This window comes from Streptococcus sp. 400_SSPC (assembly GCF_001072745.1).
In the GTDB taxonomy this organism is placed as follows: domain Bacteria; phylum Bacillota; class Bacilli; order Lactobacillales; family Streptococcaceae; genus Streptococcus; species Streptococcus xiaochunlingii.
Window position 1 is genome coordinate 1 of sequence record NZ_JVIQ01000005.1, and the last position, 17,610, is coordinate 17,610.

Below are 17,610 nucleotides of genomic sequence, written 5' to 3' on the forward strand. Positions count from 1 at the left end.
AATTATGTTTCAGGCACTCGGAATTATTGAGACCTTAGGCTCAATAATTAGTCATGGAACTTCGACGAAGTTCGCTGACGTCCCTACTCACCTAAGGAAAGTTTTTTTAGAAGACTTTATCTTCAATTTGAAAGGAATGGTCACCCATTCCCTTCTAATTTATTCTGTTAGGATTTATTGATGATTCCAAACTCTTCTTGCTTGCGCTGTTCCTTTGTCTTTTTATGATTTTCATACAAGGCCGCGAGGAATTTCACGATCTCTTTACCGATCGAATAAACCGGAATCGCCACAACCATCCCAATCACACCATAGATGTTACTGGATAAGAGCAAGAGGACCATGATGGTAATGGGATGCACCTTCATCACTCCTCCCACAATCCGAGGGTAGAGGATATTTCCGTCAATCTGTTGGACGATGAGCATGAAGATAACCGCTTTGATCATCATATTGAAATCCGTGAAGGCATAGGTAACCACCATAGGAATCAAGCCAATCGTCGGTCCAATATAGGGAATGAGGTTGGCCAAGGCTGAGAAAATGGCAAAGACCAAGGCATACTTCAAACCGATAAAACTGTAGCCAATAAAGGCTAAAGTCCCGATGATTAAAGCATCGATAGAAATCCCACTAATATAGCGAGAAACTGTTTGGTTGAGACTCACTAAGAGAGAGGTAATATTACGCCGGTCATTTTTTAGGATAGTCCGCTCTAACATCGGTAGCAGTTTTTTCCCATCAATCAAGAAGTATACCAAGAATATCGGTGTCATCACCAAAATGAAGAGTGTATTGACAATCGTTGACACCACACTACCTAAACTATTGGTCACACTGTTTAAGATATTTTGTAGAATATCCACATAAGACAGGTTTAACTGCTGAATGGTTGATTGAATATTGATACTCTGAAAGGCCGGATTTTTCGATAACTTCGTCACAAAACTTTGCACTTCCCAATACAAACCTTGGGTTGAATTAATCAAGCTTGTCAACTGGTTGATCAAAATAGGCAGGATATAAACAATCCCATAAATAATCAATCCAAAAAGGGTTACCAGAGTTAATAGAATGCCCCAAATTCGATTCAGATGAAATTTCTTTTCCAAAAACTCTACGATTGGATTGGTGATATAGTACAAGAAACCAGCAATCAAAAATGGAAGAATAATGGTATTCAGAACGGATACAAAGGGAGAGATCAGACTTCCCATACTTCCCCAAATATAGAATATAATCGTTAATAATAGGACTTCACACGTCCAGAAAAATAATTTACTTTTATGAAACATCCCTTTCCTCCTATCTGCTATTTTATCATATTTATGGTAAAATAGAGAATATTTTTATGAAGGTTAAAAAGATGAAAGAAAGCTTAATTGAACTGAAAGACGTCACTCTCAGAAAAGAAGAAAAAAATCTCCTTTCCCGTTTGAATTGGACCGTCAATAAGGAGGAAACCTGGGCCATCCTTGGACTGAATGGTGCTGGCAAATCGACCCTACTCCGTCTCCTAATGGCGGAATATTGGAAAACGGAAGGGGAGGTTTCTGTCCTTGGAACACAATTTGGACAAGGGGGCATTCCGGAGCTCCGCAAGCGAATCGGGGTGGTCAGTTCCTTTATTTCTGAGCGCATCCCTGAATCTCTATCCCCAGAAGAAATCGTCCTCACAGGGAAATACAAGAGTAGCATTCTCTATACAGCTTATGGAGAAAAAGAACTCGAGGAAGCACGATCCATGCTGCGTCGCATCGGTGCTGCTTCTTTGATTGGGCGAAAATACCGGACCCTCTCTCAAGGGGAAAAACAGACGATTCTTATTGCCCGAAGTCTCATGGAAGAACCCGATCTTCTCATCTTTGACGAAGCCTCCAGTGGGCTTGACTTATTTGCTCGGGAAGCGATCTTTCAGCTGATCCAACAGATCAAGCAGATGGAAAAGGCGCCGACCATTCTCTTTGTCACCCACCATGCAGAGGAAATCACCAAGTCCTTTAGCCATGTCCTTCTCCTCAAGGAGGGACAAAGTTTTGCCCAAGGGCCTAAGGAGGAAATTCTCACTCAAGAAACGCTATCAGCTTTCTATGGAGGAAAGGTCCAGCTGATTCCAATCGGGGAAGAACGCTATTATATCCAGCCAGAGCATTAAAAAGAACCTACTAAGATACAAAACAAAGAGATTGGGACAAGCGTCGCCAATCTCTTTTCTTTTATTAAGGCGGAAACTCACTTTTACCGATTCCGAGCATAATTGATCATGTCATAAGGAAGAGTATTGGCACTTTCTCTTAAGGAATAGTTTTCCAATTCGTTGACATTTTGGCGCATGCGACGCGCATACTTGGCCGAAATCAAGTGCTGCTCCTCATATTCGAAAATCAATTTTCTTTCTAAGTAATAGCCTCTTAGCATCTCGTCAATATTATTAGGCTTGATGCGATTGATAACCCGCTCTACAAAAGCACCACTGGTAATCAACGATGTTTCTCGCAGACGAGATTCTTGAAGGAAGGAAATCAAGGTACTCCGATAAATCCCTTTTAGGTTTTCCAAACTCTCGATAATGATTTCCGTATTGGCCAGATACAAGGCAGCAATCTGGTCATAGTCGATGGCTTCAAGCTTGTAATTCTCTCCGTTTTTCCATGCCCGAATACCGGAACCAAAGGTCACAAGCTCGTGCAACAGCAGGCGGAGCAGGCGGAAGAGCACCAAGAAATAATAGGTCAGGCGCGATGATAGATTGCGGTTGACCTTCTGCTCCATGGCCCGAAGATAACGTTGATAGACATGGTAACTTCTATCTCGAATCTTTCCTTCTTCATAAGCCTGTTCCAAACCATCATTCTCAATACTGAGTATAAGGAGTTTTAGTTGTTCCCAGTCTCTTTGGGTCGCTTTATCCTCCTGACTGAGAATCATATTTTCTATCCGCCCATGATAATTATCAATCGCAGCATAGAGAGGTCCCTTCTGCTTGGTCACCGTCAAGTCTTTCTCCAATAGCATGACGACATCATTCAAGATAGCAATATGCATCAAATGATCATTGGATTCCTCTTTGTCCTCGGATAGTTTTGGTAGGACGAGAAGTCCGATTAAGAAACTACACAAGGTGACCCCTGCTACTAAAAACAAGAGAACTGGATATTCTGCTTCTAGATGCGTCGGTATCAAGAGAATGGTCGCGATGGACACTGTTCCTTTGACCCCTGAAAAGGTCAACAAGAGGGCATCTTTTAGATACTTATCAATGGATTTTTTCAATCGGAAACCCCTATACCAGTAAAATCCATACACCATCAAAAAGCGAATCAGGAACAAGAGCCCCGTCAATAAGAGAACAGTCACAATCAAGAGCAGATTGTTGTAAAAGGGAGTCCTCAAAATTGGCTCAGAAATCATCTCCAGCTCCATCCCCAAGAGGACAAAGACAGACCCATTGAGGACAAAATTGACTGTATTCCATACCGTATGCGTGACCGTATCCACCTTGGCTTCTAGTAGGGTAATTTTCTTAAAACGACTAGCCTTTAGGATCCCAGCCACGACAACCGCAATAATCCCTGATACATGGATCTCTTCTGCGATAAAGAAGGTCAGTAAGGGGAGACTCAATTCTAAAATGAGTTCACTGGCAATATCCGTTGCCCGAACACTGAGCAGTAATTTTTGAAGCCCACGGTTGACAGCAGCTGTCACAATCCCGACCGCAAACCCTCCTAAAATAGAGATGACCAAGTCCCAACTAGCTTGGCCCAAGGAAAAGACTCCAGTGGTCCATGCAGCTAGGGCCACACGAAAGGCCACCAAGCCTGAAGCATCGTTGAGCAAGCCCTCTCCTTTTAGAATATTGGAGATTCGTTTTGGAAAGGTAAAGCGTTCCGAAAGGGAGGCAAAAGCCACCAAATCAGTCGGCCCGAGCGCTGCCCCTACTGCCATACAGGCTGCTAGTGGAATTCCTAACCACAAGAGATGGGCCAACCACCCCAAGCTAAGGGTCGAAATAAAAATAACCGGGAAGATTAAAAAGGCGATAATGCGCCAGTGCTTCAGAATCGAGGTAATGTCTGCTTCTTCTGCTTCTCGAAAGAGCAATGGTCCAATAACCAAGGCCAAAAATAGCTCGGTATCTAAGTGGTACTCCGAATTGGGTAAGAGAAAGCCAATCCCAATCCCCAATAATATCTGGATCAAAGGGAGGGGTAAAGTCGGAATCAACTTATTGGTCGCATTGGAGACAATCAGGATCAAGGAAAAGACAATGGCGTATACAAGAATCTCCATCCCTTATCCTCCTGATCGTTGGTTACAACAGTCCTCAAAGAGTTGCTTTTGTTCTTGGATCTTTTGATCAATCTTTGTCAGATCCTTGTGCTCAATTTTCTTCTGGCAACGTTCCATTTCAAGAGAAACCAGCTTCTTCTTGATTTTGATCATCTTTTTGCTCATCCGTGCTTCATCTAAAAAACCAACGGCACGTTCATGAGAGGTGGACTCCACAAAATCGTGGCGAAGAGCATCAATTTTATTTTTTAAAAATTCTTTATCCATGACGGTAACTTTCTAATTTTTCGATCATGACCAAAAATGGGGGATGGTTGATCTGGTTCAGGGTCCGGTAAGTAGTGACCGTAAATTCTTGTTGAGGAAGTTGGGAGACAAACTCCAAGACAGCATCTTTTTCTAGGTCCCCACCCTCATGACCATAATAGATCATAATGGCTATTCGCCCTCCCTTGATCAAGCGGTGACAGAGTTTATCAATGGCTTGAATCGTTGTTTTAGGCTGGGTAATAATCGACTTGTCTGCTGAAGGAAGATAGCCTAAGTTGAAGATAGCCGCCTTGACCTGGTTTACATAGTGATCTACTTCTTCATGCCCCTTTAAAAGAAGATGGGCATTGGAAAGTCCTGCTTCTTCCAAGCGCTTTTGCGTATGGACCAAGGCCTGTTCTTGAATATCAAATGCATAGACTTCTTTGGCTAATTTCGCCAAGAAAAGGGTATCATGCCCATTTCCCATGGTCGCATCAACCACAGTATCTTGATCTGTAATGATCTCCCTAAGAAAATCATGGGCCATCTCTAATGGTCGCAACATGCTACTCCTCCTATTTTCCTACTTTACAGCCTTGAACACTTCCACGACGACGCATCTCAGCTTCAATGGCATTCAGTACTTCCCACTTATTGAGACTCCACATCGGTCCTATCAACATTTCGCGTGGAGCATCTCCTGTAATCCGGTGGATGACGATCTCCTTGGGAATGATCTCTAGTTGGTCACAGATGACCGACACGTATTCTTCCTGACTCATCAATTGCAATCGCCCTTCATGGTAGTCTCGTTGCATCCGGGTATTGGTCATGAGATGGAGCAGATGCAATTTAATGCCCTGGATATCGTTGTCTGTTACACAACGGCGGACATTCTCCACCATCATCTCATGCGTCTCCCCAGGAAGACCGTTGATTAAGTGTGAAACAATCTCTGCCTTAGGGACCTGTTGGCGAATCCGCTTCACCGTTTCCACATAGAGTTCATAGCTATGGGCTCGGTTGATCAATTCAGATGTCGTTTCATAGGTCGTCTGCAAACCCAGCTCAATAGTCACATGCATGCGCTCTGTCAATTCTGCTAGATAGGCCAACGTTTCATCCGGCAAGCAGTCTGGTCGTGTCCCGATGTTAATCCCTACGACACCCGGTTCATTGATGGCTTGCTCATAGCGCTCCCGAATGACATCGACGGATTCATGCGTATTAGTGAAATTTTGAAAATAGACCAAATACTTTTTGACATCGGGCCATTTGCGGTGCATAAAATCAATTTCTTTGTAAAACTGATCCCGAATAGGGGCGTCTGGTGCTACGATGGCGTCCCCAGAGCCAGAAACTGTACAAAAAGTACAGCCCCCACGAGCAACAGTTCCATCACGATTGGGACAGTCAAAGCCCGCATCGATTGGGACTTTAAAGGTCTTTTCTCCAAATAAGGTTCGGTAATAATCATTTAAGGTCGTATAGGATTTCATACCCCTCATTATAGCAAAAAAGCAGAGTGAACTCAAAGTTGAGTCTCCTCTGCTTTCCATTTGTATTTCTTAAGATCCACACAACCGTTGGATTTGCATTCCACCCCTTCTGCCCAGAGAAGCGTGCCTTGCTCTTCCCAATCAGGAGCCAGGCGACCAGTAGAGGTCACGACCCGATGACAGGGATAGGTCACAGCTTTAGTAGAAGTGGCCAAGACCTTGCCGACCTGGCGAGCATGGCGAGGATAGCCAATGAGTTGGGCAATTTGACCATAGGTGGCCACACATCCCAGGGGAATCTGAGCAACGACTTTTAGGACCTTTTCTTCAAATAAATCGTTCATGCTTTACTTCTGCTTACTCTTAAAGCGCCATTCAAAACGCAAACGGTCGTAATAAGGAAAGACCATTTGCAAAAGACCAAATCCCAAAAGCATACTTCCTGTGACGTCTGTCGGGTAATGAACCCCAACATAGACACGAGATACAACGATGGTCGCCATACAAAGGAAGAGGGCAAGCTGAGCTAGGACTTTCCCAACTTGAGAGGTCATCCGTTGCCCTACCACAATGATCAAACTACCGAAGACCAGGGTGGCTGCCAAGGAGTGGCCACTTGGAAAAGAATAGCCCCCTTCTTGGACCAAATGTTGAAGTGCTGGTCGTGGGCGTAAATAGATGTGTTTCAGGATTACCACGAGTAATCCAGTTGTAACCAAACTCCCGGTGAGGAGGAGGGCCTCCGTATACCATTTCTTCCAGACAAAGAAGAGGACAATGACGCCAACCCAGGATGCAACAACGGGTGTGTTCATCAGCACTGTTACACGGGTAAAGAAGGCTGTCAAATAGGCTGGTAAATCCCCGCGAATAGCCGATTGAATCGGTTGATCGATTCCGACTAAATTTTCCGGATAAAATTTGACTACATAGCCCAGAATCATAAATAACAAAAGGGCAAAAGAGCCCTTTAAAAAATGAGATTGTTTATTTTTCATAGATTTTAAGTAGGGGCTGTACGACGGTATATACCATCCAGAAGGTTACAGCCCAAATCAGTCCTTCTATTAGATTAAAGGGAACAACCATACTGAGAAGATACTTTTCAACTCCGACCATCTTTGCGATGTCAAAACCAACAAATTTGGCATAGAGAGGGATGGCATAATAGTAATTGACCAGCAGCATGGAAATGGTTAAACCAATGGTCCCAACTAGACTAGCAATTACAAACCGAACCTGGCTTTTCTTCTTATTCCAAATGACTGCAAATGCTAAGACAAAGACTAAGACACCAATGATATTAATCGGTAAGCCAACCAAGGTCTCAGCTCCTCGACCATTCAAAACCAACTTGAGAACAGATCGAATCAAAACCACCACAACTGAGCTCTTCAAATCTAATAGAACTAAGGCGAGTAAGATTGGGATCGTACTAAAGTCAACCTTTAAAAAATCAATCCCTATTGATAGTTGATAAAACATCAATAGAAAAGAAAGTGCAGATAAAACAGCCACTAGGGTCAGTTTACGAGTATTTGTCATCACAGGTTCCTCCAATTTTTACTAAAATTAGAAGAAGTTGGAAAGATTCCCTTAACCTTATTCTATTTCAATCGTTTTAAAGAAAACTTAAACAGTTCCTTGGTACTTGATTAAAAAAGCCCTGATGCTACAAGAAAAAAGCACAAAGACTGATTTCTTATAAAATCAACAAAATTTCCATCAAGTCCATCGTCAAAAAGAACAGGTTTGTTCCTCTCTCGTCTTCTCCCATCCAGACTATACTGTCGGTTGTGGAATCACACCACATCAGCTTGCGCTCGCGGACTTCTTTTAGAGTATGGAAATGGATATTTTTCTTTTAGACGAGGCGACAAGCTCTAGGCATAACTTCTAGTTAGGCAAAGCTTGGCAACAAAGTAGAAAAGGAAAAGAACGTTTCCTAGTAAAAGTCACCGCCGGTCGGGAATTACACCCTGCCCTGAAGACTCCTTAATCATAACAAAAAACACCTGCTATTGCAAGTGTTTTGTAATATCAAAAGTTACAACGAAACTCCTTTTGCAAAGAGCCTCTTCCTACTTCAACTTATCTCCCTCATACTGATGGACCAGCTCTAAGCCTGCAAACTCCTGTTGTCTGAGGGCTTCGTAGACAATCATACAAACTGTATTGGAGACATTCAAGCTTCGAACATGCTCATCATTCATCGGAATCCGAATCGCCTTTTCAGCATGAAGCCGCATAAAATCCTCCGGTAAGCCTTTGTCCTCACGACCAAAAATGAAATAATGTTCTGCATCATCATTGTAATCTACATCTGAATAGGTCTGGTCAGCAAATTTTGAAACCAGGTGGACCTTTCCTCCAGCTGCAGCCTCCATAAATTCATCCAAGCTGTCGTAAAAGCGAACATCTAACTTATCCCAATAATCCAGTCCCGCACGTTTCATCTTCCGATCATCGATAGGAAAAGCCATGGGCCGAATGATGTGAAGGGGGGCATTGGTAGCTGCACAAGTACGAGCGATGTTCCCTGTGTTTTGGGGAATTTGAGGTTGATAGAGAACTACATGGTTTTTCGATTTGGTTTCTGTATAAGCTAATTCTTCAATATTCATCACGATCTCATTTCTGGCAAAAAAATAGCCACACTGCCCGGAGTCAAGCTCAGCAAACAGCGTGGTTACGACTTCATTAACTTAACTCACAACAGGTTTGAGGTAAATCAATGAGGTTACTGTATCAGTATACCACTTTCATGCCTCCTGTCAACTATTTCGACAAAAAAATTTCACTTTTTTACATTCTCTTTCATGTAGTTTAGAGAATCTGGCTCTTTATGCCCTATTTCCACCATTAAGAGGTGATTTTTTTTTGAAAATAGAGTAAGATAGAATCATACTTTGGAGGAAATATTCATGAAAATTATTGTAGTTGGAGGCGGTAAAGTCGGAACAGCGCTCTGTCGTTCCCTCGTCGCAGAAAATCACGATGTCATCTTGATTGAACAAGATGAAGCCGTCGTTAATCATATTACCAAACGCTACGATATCATTGGTATTGTTGGAAATGGTGCCAACTTTAAGATTCTCGAACAAGCAGATGTAGCCGACTGTGACATCTTTGTCGCCCTAACAGAGCAAGACGAAGTCAATATGGTATCTGCCGTCTTAGCCAAAAAAATGGGAGCCAAAGAAACCATTGTCCGGGTCCGCAATCCGGAATACTCAAATTCCTATTTTAAAGAGAAAAATATTCTCGGCTTCTCTCTAGTTGTCAATCCTGAGCTTCTTGCTGCCCGCTACATTGCTAATAGCATTGACTTCCCAAATGCCTTATCTGTTGAGCACTTCGCTGGTGGGCGAGTGGCCTTCATGGAGTTCAAAATCAAGGAGGAAAGCCCGCTCTGCCAGATGACTCTTTCTCAATTCAGAAAGAAATACGGAAACATCATTATCTGTGCTATCGAACGGCAAGGTCAGTTAACGATTCCAGATGGCGACTTCACTTTACAAGCCTTTGATAAGATTTTTATGACTGGAAATCGAGTGGAGATCGTAGACTTCCACAATAGCATTCGACCGCAAGTTGTTAAAAGCCTGCTTCTGATCGGAGCTGGCAAGATTTCCTACTATCTCCTAAATATTTTGGAAAATAGCAAACGGAAGATCGACTTAAAAGTCATTGAAATCGATCAAAAACGGGCAGAATGGTTTAGTCAAGAATTCCCTGATCTATATGTTATCCAGGGAGATGGGACATCAAAAGATATTCTAATGGAAGAGCGCGCCGGTAACTTTGATGCTGTGGCGACTCTAACAGGGGTCGATGAAGAAAACATTATCGCTTCTATGTTCCTAAATAGTGTAGGTGTTCAAAAGAATATTACCAAGGTCAACCGAACCAGCCTACTGGAAATTATTGATCGGCAAGATTTTTCAAGTATTGTGACACCCAAAGGAATTGCGGTGGATACCATCATGCACTTCATTCGTGGTCGCTATAATGCCCGCTATTCAAATCTTGAAGCCTTGCACCACGTCGCCAACGGTCAAATCGAGACCCTTCAATTCCAGATTCGCGAAGAAAACAAAATGACGGGCAAACCTTTGGCACAACTGAAATTGAAAAAAGGTGTTCTCATCGCAGCCATTATTCGAAACGGGAAAGCTATTTTCCCAACTGGGGATGACCATCTTTTGATAGGGGATCGCATTATCGTTACTACCCTAATCAGCAACATCACTAAAATCTATGATTTGTTAGAGGGGTAAGCCATGAACAAAAGTATGATTCGCTACCTTTTAGCAAAACTCCTTTTGATTGAAGCCATGTTGCTCTGTGTGCCGATTGTGGTTGCACTTCTCAATCTAAAGAACGATTTTGTTGTCAAGGATAGCCCGACTGTCTTTATCTCCCTATTTGCAACCATTGCCATCCTCCTTGTATTGGGAGGGATTGGTTCCTTTTTCAAACCCAAAGATTTTCACATCTATGCCAAGGAAGGCGTTCTGATTGTGGCTTTGTGTTGGATCCTCTGGTCCTTCTTTGGTGCTCTTCCTTTTGTCTTTTCAGGACAAATCCCAAACATCATTGATGCATTTTTCGAAGTTAGCTCTGGTTTTACGACTACAGGGGCAACCATTTTAAATGACGTCTCCGTCCTCAGTCCTTCCCTTCTTTTCTGGCGTAGTTTCACTCACTTAATCGGAGGGATGGGGGTGCTGGTCTTTGCCCTAGCTATTATGGACAATAACAAGAACAGCCACCTCGAAGTGATGAAAGCAGAAGTGCCTGGTCCCGTATTTGGTAAAATTGTATCCAAATTGAAGAACACAGCTCAAATCCTTTATTACCTCTATTTGGCCCTCTTCTTCCTCTTCGTCGTGATCTACTTCTGTGCTGGCATGCCTCTTTATGATAGCTTTATCATTGCTATGGGGACTGCTGGTACTGGTGGGTTCACCGTCTTCAATGACGGGATTGCTCACTACCATTCGACCCTCATCACCTATTTGGTCAGCTTTGGAGTCTTGGTCTTTGGGGTCAATTTTAACCTTTATTACTACATCATGCTTCGCAAGTTCAAAGCCTTCTTCGGTGATGAAGAACTTCGCACCTACCTGATGATTGTCGGGGTTTCTTCCCTTCTGATTGCCTGCAACATTTTCCATCTCTATCATAATTTTGCAGATAGTTTTGAAATGTCCTTTTTCCAAGTCTCCAATGTCATTACCACGACTGGATTTGGTTTTGGCAATACTGTTGATTGGCCGCTCTTTTCTCAGTTCCTCCTTCTCATGCTCATGGTGGTTGGTGGATCCGCAGGATCAACGGCCGGTGGACTAAAAGTGATTCGCTGCTTAATTCTAGCTCGGATCGGGAAGAATCAAATTCGTTCGACTCTCTCACCCAACCGGGTGATGACCCTACATGTGAATGGCACTGCCTTGGATAAGGACACCCAGCACAAAATCTTAAAATATTTCGTAGTCTATACCTTGATTACGATCGCCCTCATTGCGGTTGTCAGCTTTGACAGCAACAATTTTATGACGGTTGTCAGTGCAGTCTTTAGTTGCTTTAACAATATCGGACCGATGATTGGGACAACGGATACCTTCGCTATCTTTAGCCCCATCTCTAAATTCTTACTATCAATTGCCATGATTGCAGGACGGTTAGAGATCTACCCGATGTTACTACTCTTTATGCCTCGCACCTGGTCAGATCGCTAAAAACAAAAAGTTTTGGAGAATTTCCAAAACTTTTTTCTTTGCTCTGAGTATGACTTCTTATAGAAGTTTGCTCTAACTTAATTTTCGCTTTTCTCTTCTTCTAGGTGGCTTCTCAGACTGAAATGATCTGGAACTGGATCTACTCCAGTCTTGCTCCAGGGATGGCAACGAAGAATCCGGGCAAGCCCCATCAGAATCCCTTTTAAACCATGCCGTTCAATTGCCTGGATCATATAGTTGGAACAGGTAGGACTATAGCGACAGGAAGGTGGAAAGAGGGGAGAAAGAAGGCGTTGATAGAGACGAACAAGGCCAATCGCACATTTCTTCATTATTTTTTCGTCTTTGTCACTGCAAGGGTATGCAATTGGCTAATTTCTTTTTTATTGAGACGGCGGTATTCACCAGGACGAAGTCCAGAAACGTCTAGATTTCCAAATTGGGTCCGGGACAATTTATCCACCAAGAGGCCAACGGCTTCAAACATCTTTTTGACTTGGTGATTGCGTCCTTCATGGATGGTCAATTGGACAACTGAGCGATTCTTTTCTGGGTCAACTTTAAGAATCTCATAGGTTGCTGGCTTGGTCTTTTTGCCATCGATGGTCACACCACGAGTCAAGGGACGCAAGTTTTCTTTGTTCGCCAATCCCTTCACGCGCGCAACATAAACCTTATCAATCTCATTACGCGGGTGGATCATTTCATCCGTAAAATCACCATCATTGGTCAAAATCAGGACACCAGAAGTATCCCAGTCCAAACGACCGACAGGATAAATCCGTTCCTTGACTTGCGGTAACAAATCAATAACAGTTGGTCTCCCTTTATCGTCTGATACACTGGAGATGACCCCTCTTGGTTTATTTAAGAGGTAGTATACCTTCTCCTCGTTGTATATTGGTTGACCTTCTACTTCTACCTTGTCTCCAGACTTGATCGTCGTCGCCAATTCACGGACCACTTGGCCATTTACAGTGACAAGGCCTTGCTTAATCAATTCCTCTGCTTTGCGGCGGCTTGCGACACCAGCATGAGCAATATATTTGTTAATTCTCATCAATTTCCTCAGTTCTTTCTGTAAATAATTGGCTTTCTTGACCGATTAACTCAGTCTCTTCAACAATTGGTAGCTCGTCTAGATGGTTTATCCCCATGTAATCCAAAAAGTAATCTGTCGTCACATAGAGATTGGGTCTCCCAATGACTTCTTTCTTCCCATCTTCTCGAATCAACTCAAAAGAAAGTAATTTTGAAATAGCCCCACTAGAGTTCACCCCTCGAATATCATCGACTTCAATCCGAGTAATCGGCTGTTTATAGGCAATGATGGAGAGAGTTTCCAAGGCGGCACGAGAGAGGCTTTGATTCATTGGTGACTTTGAATACTCACGTAACAGCTCTGCATATTGGGACTTGGTCACTAATTTATAGGTTGACGCTGTCTCTAATAAGGCCATACTAGAATCTTGATCCTGCTCATATTTCTGGGCCAATTTTTCTAAACTTTGAATCACCCCTGTGGGAGGAAGGGATAAGAGATCGGCAATCTGTCTCACCGTCAAACCATCTTCTCCTGCAACAAACAAGAGGGCCTCCATCTCTGCAATTTTACTCATTCTTTAATCCTACTAAAATAATATCTCCAAATGGTTCTTCCTGAAGAGCCTCAACTTCTTGTACTTTAATTAATTCCAATGTCGCCAAAAAGACTGTAATTAGTTCATTCACATCCTTGGCTTCCTCAAAAATATCTTGTAGCAAGATTCTCTTACCAGGTTGACACAACTGACGAACAACATTCATCAAGTCTTCAATTTTATACTCGTCTCGAACAATGGTCGTATGATTTTGTCGAAATTCTTCCTTCTTTTTCGTTAGCAATTTTGAAAAGGCCAAGAAAAGATCTATCGTGGTCTTGTCATGGACCAATTCAGCATCATCATAGACTAATTCCGTTTTGGGTTTTGAAAAGTACTGGGCTCTCTCCTCGTGTTGAAGGGCCATCTTTTCACCCAATAGTTTAAACTTCCGGTACTCTTCGATTTGAGATAGGAGATCCTGCTCCAAATCTTCTTCATCCGTTGCTTGCTCCGCAATTTTTGGAAGGAGACGCCGACTCTTAATTAAGGTCAACTGACTGGCCATCAGCATGTATTCACCAGCAACCTCAAGCCGCATGGCTTGAAGGGTCGTTAGATAGGCCAAGTACTGCTCGATCACCTCAATCAGAGGAACCTCATAAATATCCATTTGGTATTTTGAAACGAGGTGTAAGAGAAGATCCAAGGGACCTTCAAAATCCTTTATTTTAATATCCATTACTTATACTTTTCTAAGGTAACAAGAGTTTTTAAACCGAGCTCGCGGGCGATGCTAAACAGATCCATCCCCTGTTCTCTTTGTTTTAAAATGTATTGTTCCCGTAAGGATTGTGCCGAAAGATTCTCAAACCCTTTTTCCAATAGGAAGGACTCTAATTGACGGAAGCCCCACTGACGCGAGTAGGCCTTGCCCTTGTTATCAAATAAATAAGTCCCCGTCATCAAATCCGTCAACTCTCCTAGAAGAGCATCCGGAATACGCAAGACCCGTTTTTGTCCTTCTTTTCCTACGCGTAAAACCTGAAAATCGAGCTCGATATCAACGATTTTCAACTGAAGAATTTCACTAGGCAACAAGCCCATCTCGACAATCAATAGAGCAATCAAGCGACCTTGGGATAGCTCTGACCCTTCCCACAAGAGGGATAAGTCCAATAGTTCTTGATCGTGGCTTTTCGGCACAGAGACTTTTGGAAGAACTAAGCGATGGTAATCCTCAATAACTTGATGTTGATAAAGATAAAACAAAAATTGGTTGACGGCTGAAAGCTTCCGTTTTTGAACAGCTGGTTTAAAATCTTTAATCGAAGCTTGATAAATTCGAAGATTGGTATCTGAGACATGGTTATGAACAGTATCCACGAACTGATCCAAATCATAAGAATAAGCCGTCTGTGAATTTTCACTTAAGTCTTTTTCTTTGATAAAACTAGCTATGTATTCTTTCATTTTTTCCTCATCTCATATTCGTGTGAGAAATTGTGCATGAGGGAGTTGATGGCTTTTAAAATGGATTTTCGAGTGATGATTCCTTCAAAGACTCCATCCTCTGAAACAACCGGTAGAAAGGATTCCTCTACCAATTTATGCAAGACTTCCGTCACAGTATAGTCTTTTCCAAGGCTCTCCCCATCCGTTTTTGTCATATGAACGATGTCCATGGATGAAAAGACTTCATCAGAATAATCATGTTTCATTTGGTAAGAAAGAATATCTGTTAAAGAAATCGTCCCTACGTATTTCATTTGATCGGTCACAACAGGAACGCGAGTGTAGCTAATTTGACTCAGCACCAAGATGGCATGATCCACATTATGCGTATCAATCAAGACAGCCAAATTGCGCGCTGGAGTCAAAAAAGTCTTTTCTTCTCGGAGAATAAACTCCTCAAATTCCTTGGCGATCATCGATCAAACTCCTTTGTAAGAGGTTCATAGACCTCATGTTTCCGATTTAAAAATTCAACTCGATAGGAATCTGCATCAATTTCCACTTTAGCATAGAGGCACTCTTGAATGGGCCCCCTCGGTAAACTGACTGACCCAGGGTTCAGAAAAAGGGTACGCCCTTCCTTCCAAGCATCCGGAATATGCAGATGGCCATAGAGGCAGATATCTGCATCTTCTTCCTGGGCCCACAAATCTAACTTTTGAAAACTAAAATTAATTTGGAAAAGATGACCATGGGTTTGAATAATCCGAGTAGGACCCAATTGCGTCACCAGACGTTCAGGGTACTCCCCATAAAAGTCCATGTTCCCTTTGACAACATGAATGCCTTCCCATACAGGGTCGGTACTTTCTAACTCAGAATCCCCGTTGTGAAAAATGGCATCGACCTTTCCTTTATAGTGGTTTTTGATCTCTTCTACGATCTGACGATCTCCATGAGAATCGCTCATGACGATAATTACTTGTTCTGCCATGCTGGGAATACCTCCACTAATTTCTTCACGGCTAAAGCACGATGCGATTGTTGATTTTTCTCCTCTAGAGTTAGTTGAGCAGATGTCTTACCTGTTTCTCCTACTAAAAAGAGGGGATCATAGCCAAACCCGTTCTCACCTTTTGGTTCAAAATTGATATATCCTGGCCAATCTGCCTCCACAACAAGGCTCTCCTTACCAGGACTGGCAACCACTAAGGTTGTATGAAATTTTGCTGACCGATCCTTCAATTCAAAGACCATCGCCAACTCATGTAAGAGCTTGGCATTGTTCTCTAAGTCGGTCGCTCCCACACCTGCAAAGCGAGCAGACCAGACACCTGGTAAGCCCCCAAGGATATCGACCATGAGTCCTGAATCATCTGCCAACACCATTTTCCCTGTTAGCTGTGAAATTGTCTCAGCTTTTAGGCGAGCATTTTCTTCGAAAGTCATTCCTGTTTCAGCGACTTCTGGAAGATCTGGATAGTCATTGAGATTCTCGACTTCAAAACCCATTTGTTCAAAGATCTGACGAAACTCTTTGGTTTTTCCTTCATTCCGAGTAGCGATTAGCAAGCGATCCTTAAGACCTTCCTGGCCCAAAAAATCTGCAAGTGGAAGACCATTTTTTGGTAGATAAACAGAGAGCAATTGCTCTCCTTCTACAATGAGAAGAGCTCCTTGACGCTGCACGATTTCAATTTTGCGACCTAGTGTTTCCTCAACGATTTGAAAGAGGAAGGTCAAAAACTGCAAACTAGAGGCGTAACGAACAACCGTTACATTTAGGGGAAAGCCCAAGTCTGTGTCTCCAACTAGTGATTCTACTAAGTCAACAAGCTCAGAAGCTTCTGAAGAGACTTCACTATATTCGTTATAGTCACTCCGATCTCCCCATTCAGCTAGAAACCAATTTAAGGCATCTTTGTATTCATATATCTTTTGGTTCATAATTCTACATGCTCCACATGAACAACTTGATGCAACCAAGTCTTGGCAATCGCTGCAAAACTGGCTGCATTGGCCGTTGTATAAAACTGATGGTGGCAGTCCTCCAGTTGACGACTGCGATTAATCTCAAAGTAGTTGAGCAAGACCGAGATATCCCGGACACACTCAGCACCGCTATCAATTAATTGAACCTCTGGTCCCATGACATTTTGAATAATGGGGCGAAGGAGAGGATAATGGGTACATCCCAATACCAGTGTATCCACTTTTCCAGCCAAAGGTTTCAATGTTTCATAGACAACTTTTTTTGTAACACTGGACTGCAACTCGTTGGATTCAACCAGAGGGACAAATTTCGGACATGCTAAACTCTCTACTGCCATTTCTGGTGACAGGCTTTGAATTTTTTTCCGATAAATATCTGAGGCGACCGTCATTGGGGTCCCAATGACTCCAATTCGTTTGCTTTTTGTCGCCTTGATCGCTGCGGAAGCTCCTGGCAAAATCACTCCTAAAACAGGGATATCCAAGGTTTCTTTCACCTCTTCCCATACAACAGCTGTCGCCGTATTACAGGCCAAAACAATCATCTTCACATTTTTCGTTAGGAGAAAACGAACCATCTCCCAAGTATAGTCACGAATTTGATCTGCTGGTCTCGGGCCATAAGGTGCTCTAGCGGAATCACCAATATAGACCACCTCTTCATGGGGAAGTTGCCGCATCAATTCGCGAACAACGGTTAACCCTCCGACACCCGAATCCAAAAAACCAATTGGTCGATTGTCCATCTGCCTTCCTTTCAAAACAAGGGACCAAGAAAAATCTTAAAGTCCCCCT

At 42.8% G+C, this 17,610-nt stretch carries 21 protein-coding genes and 1 riboswitch; of the genes, 3 read left to right on the top strand and 18 right to left on the bottom strand.

Annotation, left to right across the window (positions count from 1 at the left end):
* Positions 1–167: 167 nt before the first annotated feature.
* Positions 168–1,295 carry an AI-2E family transporter gene (locus ADH49_RS01085; protein WP_048688254.1) on the bottom strand — a complete coding sequence of 376 codons (1,128 nt, stop codon included), beginning with the start codon at positions 1,293–1,295 and terminating at the stop codon, positions 168–170.
* Positions 1,296–1,351: 56 nt separating this feature from the next.
* Between ADH49_RS01085 and ADH49_RS01090 the strand changes: the two genes are divergently transcribed.
* Positions 1,352–2,155: an ABC transporter ATP-binding protein gene (locus tag ADH49_RS01090; RefSeq protein ID WP_048688256.1), complete on the top strand. Its 804-nt coding sequence runs from the start codon at positions 1,352–1,354 to the stop codon at positions 2,153–2,155.
* 83 nt (positions 2,156–2,238) lie between these two features.
* Here the strand turns inward: ADH49_RS01090 and ADH49_RS01095 are convergent, their stop codons facing one another.
* The 8 genes from ADH49_RS01095 to ADH49_RS01130 all read right to left on the bottom strand — a co-directional run bounded on the left by ADH49_RS01095 (position 2,239) and on the right by ADH49_RS01130 (position 8,668).
* The gene (locus ADH49_RS01095) at positions 2,239–4,293 is read right to left on the bottom strand and encodes a cation:proton antiporter (protein WP_048688260.1); all 2,055 of its coding nucleotides are present in this window, start codon (positions 4,291–4,293) and stop codon (positions 2,239–2,241) included.
* 3 nt (positions 4,294–4,296) lie between these two features.
* Positions 4,297–4,560, bottom strand: a complete 264-nt coding sequence (locus ADH49_RS01100) for a hypothetical protein (protein ID WP_006595800.1) — start codon at positions 4,558–4,560, stop codon at positions 4,297–4,299.
* Positions 4,553–5,110, bottom strand: a complete 558-nt coding sequence (locus tag ADH49_RS01105) for a class I SAM-dependent methyltransferase (protein WP_048688264.1) — start codon at positions 5,108–5,110, stop codon at positions 4,553–4,555. The genes ADH49_RS01100 and ADH49_RS01105 overlap by 8 nt, the downstream gene beginning before the upstream one ends.
* A 10-nt stretch (positions 5,111–5,120) precedes the next feature.
* Positions 5,121–6,053, bottom strand: coding sequence for a TIGR01212 family radical SAM protein (locus ADH49_RS01110; protein ID WP_048688267.1), 933 nt, complete (start codon positions 6,051–6,053; stop codon positions 5,121–5,123).
* Between the two features lie 23 nt (positions 6,054–6,076).
* Positions 6,077–6,388 carry an MGMT family protein gene (locus ADH49_RS01115; RefSeq protein ID WP_048688271.1) on the bottom strand — a complete coding sequence of 104 codons (312 nt, stop codon included), beginning with the start codon at positions 6,386–6,388 and terminating at the stop codon, positions 6,077–6,079.
* A 3-nt stretch (positions 6,389–6,391) separates the two neighbouring features.
* Positions 6,392–7,042 (bottom strand): phosphatase PAP2 family protein, encoded by a 651-nt coding sequence (locus ADH49_RS01120; protein WP_048688274.1) that lies wholly within the window; start codon positions 7,040–7,042, stop codon positions 6,392–6,394.
* Positions 7,032–7,589, bottom strand: a complete 558-nt coding sequence (locus ADH49_RS01125) for an ECF transporter S component (protein ID WP_048688279.1) — start codon at positions 7,587–7,589, stop codon at positions 7,032–7,034. The genes ADH49_RS01120 and ADH49_RS01125 overlap by 11 nt, the downstream gene beginning before the upstream one ends.
* A gap of 216 nt (positions 7,590–7,805) precedes the next feature.
* Positions 7,806–8,040: riboswitch (FMN riboswitch) on the bottom strand.
* Between the two features lie 85 nt (positions 8,041–8,125).
* Entirely contained in the window at positions 8,126–8,668 is a 543-nt protein-coding gene (locus ADH49_RS01130) for a tRNA (cytidine(34)-2'-O)-methyltransferase (protein ID WP_048688281.1), read from the bottom strand.
* A gap of 300 nt (positions 8,669–8,968) precedes the next feature.
* Here ADH49_RS01130 and trkA point away from each other — a divergent pair, with 300 nt between their 5' ends.
* Both trkA and ADH49_RS01140 read left to right on the top strand, forming a co-directional pair.
* The gene (trkA, locus tag ADH49_RS01135; protein WP_048688284.1) at positions 8,969–10,324 is read left to right on the top strand and encodes a Trk system potassium transporter TrkA; all 1,356 of its coding nucleotides are present in this window, start codon (positions 8,969–8,971) and stop codon (positions 10,322–10,324) included.
* 3 nt (positions 10,325–10,327) lie between these two features.
* Positions 10,328–11,788, top strand: coding sequence for a TrkH family potassium uptake protein (locus ADH49_RS01140; protein WP_048688288.1), 1,461 nt, complete (start codon positions 10,328–10,330; stop codon positions 11,786–11,788).
* A 77-nt stretch (positions 11,789–11,865) separates the two neighbouring features.
* On the opposite strand, the gene yidD is transcribed toward ADH49_RS01140, so the two are convergent.
* From yidD to racE, 9 genes are read right to left on the bottom strand one after another with little or no spacing between them, the layout of a single operon-like run.
* Positions 11,866–12,120 (bottom strand): membrane protein insertion efficiency factor YidD, encoded by a 255-nt coding sequence (yidD, locus tag ADH49_RS01145; RefSeq protein WP_048688293.1) that lies wholly within the window; start codon positions 12,118–12,120, stop codon positions 11,866–11,868.
* Positions 12,120–12,848 carry a pseudouridine synthase gene (locus ADH49_RS01150; protein ID WP_023024093.1) on the bottom strand — a complete coding sequence of 243 codons (729 nt, stop codon included), beginning with the start codon at positions 12,846–12,848 and terminating at the stop codon, positions 12,120–12,122. The genes yidD and ADH49_RS01150 overlap by 1 nt, the downstream gene beginning before the upstream one ends.
* Positions 12,838–13,407 carry an SMC-Scp complex subunit ScpB gene (scpB, locus tag ADH49_RS01155; RefSeq protein ID WP_023024095.1) on the bottom strand — a complete coding sequence of 190 codons (570 nt, stop codon included), beginning with the start codon at positions 13,405–13,407 and terminating at the stop codon, positions 12,838–12,840. The genes ADH49_RS01150 and scpB overlap by 11 nt, the downstream gene beginning before the upstream one ends.
* Positions 13,400–14,110: a segregation/condensation protein A gene (locus ADH49_RS01160; RefSeq protein ID WP_048688298.1), complete on the bottom strand. Its 711-nt coding sequence runs from the start codon at positions 14,108–14,110 to the stop codon at positions 13,400–13,402. Before ADH49_RS01160 ends, scpB begins: the two co-directional genes overlap by 8 nt.
* Entirely contained in the window at positions 14,110–14,841 is a 732-nt protein-coding gene (xerD, locus tag ADH49_RS01165) for a site-specific tyrosine recombinase XerD (protein ID WP_048688302.1), read from the bottom strand. Before xerD ends, ADH49_RS01160 begins: the two co-directional genes overlap by 1 nt.
* Positions 14,838–15,299: a cyclic-di-AMP-binding protein CbpB gene (gene cbpB, locus ADH49_RS01170; protein WP_048688305.1), complete on the bottom strand. Its 462-nt coding sequence runs from the start codon at positions 15,297–15,299 to the stop codon at positions 14,838–14,840. Before cbpB ends, xerD begins: the two co-directional genes overlap by 4 nt.
* The gene (locus ADH49_RS01175; protein WP_048688308.1) at positions 15,296–15,817 is read right to left on the bottom strand and encodes a metallophosphoesterase; all 522 of its coding nucleotides are present in this window, start codon (positions 15,815–15,817) and stop codon (positions 15,296–15,298) included. The genes cbpB and ADH49_RS01175 overlap by 4 nt, the downstream gene beginning before the upstream one ends.
* Positions 15,802–16,770: a nucleoside-triphosphate diphosphatase gene (locus ADH49_RS01180; RefSeq protein ID WP_048688311.1), complete on the bottom strand. Its 969-nt coding sequence runs from the start codon at positions 16,768–16,770 to the stop codon at positions 15,802–15,804. Before ADH49_RS01180 ends, ADH49_RS01175 begins: the two co-directional genes overlap by 16 nt.
* Positions 16,767–17,561, bottom strand: coding sequence for a glutamate racemase (gene racE / locus ADH49_RS01185; RefSeq protein WP_048688314.1), 795 nt, complete (start codon positions 17,559–17,561; stop codon positions 16,767–16,769). Before racE ends, ADH49_RS01180 begins: the two co-directional genes overlap by 4 nt.
* Positions 17,562–17,610 lie beyond the last annotated feature (49 nt).